Consider the following 3,032-nt stretch of genomic DNA (forward strand, 5'->3'; position numbering starts at 1 on the left):
ACTTTTCAACGTCAACTGGTTCGGTCCTCCACTATGTGTTACCACAGCTTCAACCTGCCCATGGGTAGATCACTCGGTTTCGCGTCTACTACTACTAACTAAAGCGCCCTATTCAGACTCGCTTTCGCTACGGCTCCTTGACTTAATCAATTAACCTTGCTAGAAACAGTAACTCGTAGGCTCATTATGCAAAAGGCACGCCGTCACACCATATAGGTGCTCCGACCGCTTGTAGGCGTACGGTTTCAGGATCTATTTCACTCCCTTACTTAGGGTTCTTTTCACCTTTCCCTCACGGTACTAGTTCACTATCGGTCTCTCAGGAGTATTTAGCCTTACCGGATGGTCCCGGTGGATTCATACAGGATTACTCGTGTCCCGCACTACTCAGGATACCACTATCAATAACTTCGCTTACTTTTACGGGACTATCACCCTCTATGGTCTGTCTTTCCAAACAGTTCTAATTCACTTAGCATCGAATATTGTGGTCCTACAACCCCCATTTTGCCGTAACAAAATGGGTTTGGGCTAATCCGCGTTCGCTCGCCACTACTAACGGAATCACTATTGTTTTCTCTTCCTCCGGTTACTTAGATGTTTCAGTTCACCGGGTTTACTCCTATTGCTAGGTGACATGTCTTCAACATGCCGGGTTGCCCCATTCGGATATCTACGGATTAAAAGGTATGTGCCCCTCCCCGTAGCTTTTCGCAGCTTATCACGTCCTTCGTCGTCTCTGAGAGCCTAGGCATCCGCCATACGCCCTTACTTAACTTATTGTACTTTTTGCTACAGTGTGTTGCCACACTATAATGAACTCTTTTATATTTTTATAAAAAAATTTTTGACTAAAACATCGCTGTTCTAATCGTTCTCTATCTATTTGATTCTTACGATATCATTTTACCAATATGTCAATGAACTTTGTGGCGAGTCACCACTGACAAGTATTTAAACTGTACAGCAACAATCTGCCTACAATACACCAGAGATAAATAAATTATCTCCAGGCATTGCTTGGTGGAGAATATCGGAGTCGAACCGATGACCTCTTGCGTGCAAGGCAAGCGCTCTAGCCAGCTGAGCTAATCCCCCATTTCTAGTTGGCAGTCCACAGTTTTCAGTCTGCAGTCGATAGCCGACTAAATGAGTGAATAACCACTTCTAGAATTTCCTTAAATATTAAATCTATTATTCTAACTCGTAATTTGAAATTGACAAACCCGTAATTAAAACTAGTAGTCCCGGGCAGACTCGAACTGCCGACCTCTACATTATCAGTGTAGCGCTCTAACCAGCTGAGCTACGAGACTATAATAGCTTAATATTCTATTTTTTTAAAATTAACAGCAAAGAGTAAAACTTCCCTTTTGTAACTCACCATCTTTCTCTAGAAAGGAGGTGTTCCAGCCGCACCTTCCGGTACGGCTACCTTGTTACGACTTAGCCCTAGTTACCAGTTTTACCCTAGGCGGCTCCTTGCGGTGACCGACTTCAGGCACCCCCAGCTTCCATGGCTTGACGGGCGGTGTGTACAAGGCCCGGGAACGTATTCACCGGATCATGGCTGATATCCGATTACTAGCGATTCCAGCTTCACGGAGTCGAGTTGCAGACTCCGATCCGAACTGTGATATGGTTTATAGATTTGCTCTCTGTTGCCAGATGGCTGCTCATTGTCCATACCATTGTAGCACGTGTGTGGCCCAGGACGTAAGGGCCGTGATGATTTGACGTCATCCCCACCTTCCTCGCGGTTTGCACCGGCAGTCTCGTTAGAGTCCCCATCATAACATGCTGGCAACTAACGACAGGGGTTGCGCTCGTTATAGGACTTAACCTGACACCTCACGGCACGAGCTGACGACAACCATGCAGCACCTTGTAATCTGTCCGAAGAAAACTCTATCTCTAAAGCTGTCAGACTACATTTAAGCCCTGGTAAGGTTCCTCGCGTATCATCGAATTAAACCACATGCTCCACCGCTTGTGCGGGCCCCCGTCAATTCCTTTGAGTTTCAGTCTTGCGACCGTACTCCCCAGGTGGGATACTTATCACTTTCGCTTAGTCACTGAGCTAATGCCCAACAACTAGTATCCATCGTTTACGGCGTGGACTACCAGGGTATCTAATCCTGTTCGCTCCCCACGCTTTCGTCCATGAGCGTCAGTACATACGTAGTAGACTGCCTTCGCAATCGGTATTCTGTGTAATCTCTATGCATTTCACCGCTACACTACACATTCTATCTACTTCCATATGACTCAAGTCAACCAGTATCAAAGGCAGTTCCGTCGTTGAGCGACGGGATTTCACCTCTGACTTAATTGACCGCCTGCGGACCCTTTAAACCCAATGATTCCGGATAACGCTTGGACCCTCCGTATTACCGCGGCTGCTGGCACGGAGTTAGCCGGTCCTTATTCTTACAGTACCGTCAAGCTGGTATACATACCAGTGTTTCTTCCTGTATAAAAGTAGTTTACAACCCATAGGGCATTCTTCCTACACGCGGCATGGCTGGGTCAGAGTCTCCTCCATTGCCCAATATTCCTCACTGCTGCCTCCCGTAGGAGTCTGGTCCGTGTCTCAGTACCAGTGTGGGGGATCTCCCTCTCAGGACCCCTACCTATCGATGTCTTGGTAAGCCGTTACCTTACCAACTAACTAATAGGACGCATAGCCATCTTTTACCGATAAATCTTTAATTAAAACTTGATGCCAAGTCTCAATACTATGGGGCATTAATCTTCATTTCTAAAGGCTATTCCCCTGTAAAAGGTAGGTTCTATACGCGTTACGCACCCGTGCGCCGGTCGTCAGCGAAGCAAGCTCCCTGTTACCCCTCGACTTGCATGTGTTAGGCCTGCCGCTAGCGTTCATCCTGAGCCAGGATCAAACTCTTCATTGTATATTTTAAATAATATGAATGAATAAGTTTCAAAAGAATTTTTGTCTAAATAAATCTAGACATGGTTATTCTACTCTTTGTTTACGCTGTCAATTTCAATATTTTCAATGAACTTTT

Annotated in this window: 2 tRNA genes and 2 rRNA genes (1 of these 4 cut by a window edge); all 4 read right to left on the reverse strand. The window is 45.8% G+C overall.

Annotated features, from left to right (window positions below):
- Positions 1-783: ribosomal RNA gene (locus tag BTO16_RS17305) — 23S ribosomal RNA — on the reverse strand (it extends 2,104 nt beyond the left edge of the window).
- A gap of 238 nt (positions 784-1,021) precedes the next feature.
- Positions 1,022-1,098 (reverse strand) — tRNA-Ala (locus BTO16_RS17310).
- 144 nt (positions 1,099-1,242) lie between these two features.
- Positions 1,243-1,316, reverse strand: a tRNA-Ile gene (locus tag BTO16_RS17315).
- A gap of 81 nt (positions 1,317-1,397) precedes the next feature.
- Positions 1,398-2,915: ribosomal RNA gene (locus tag BTO16_RS17320) — 16S ribosomal RNA — on the reverse strand.
- Together the 16S and 23S rRNA genes with 2 tRNA genes alongside form the textbook arrangement of a ribosomal RNA operon.
- Between the last annotated feature and the right edge of the window lie 117 nt (positions 2,916-3,032).

This window comes from Polaribacter glomeratus (genome assembly GCF_002954665.1).
Classification (GTDB): Bacteria; Bacteroidota; Bacteroidia; order Flavobacteriales; family Flavobacteriaceae; genus Polaribacter; species Polaribacter glomeratus.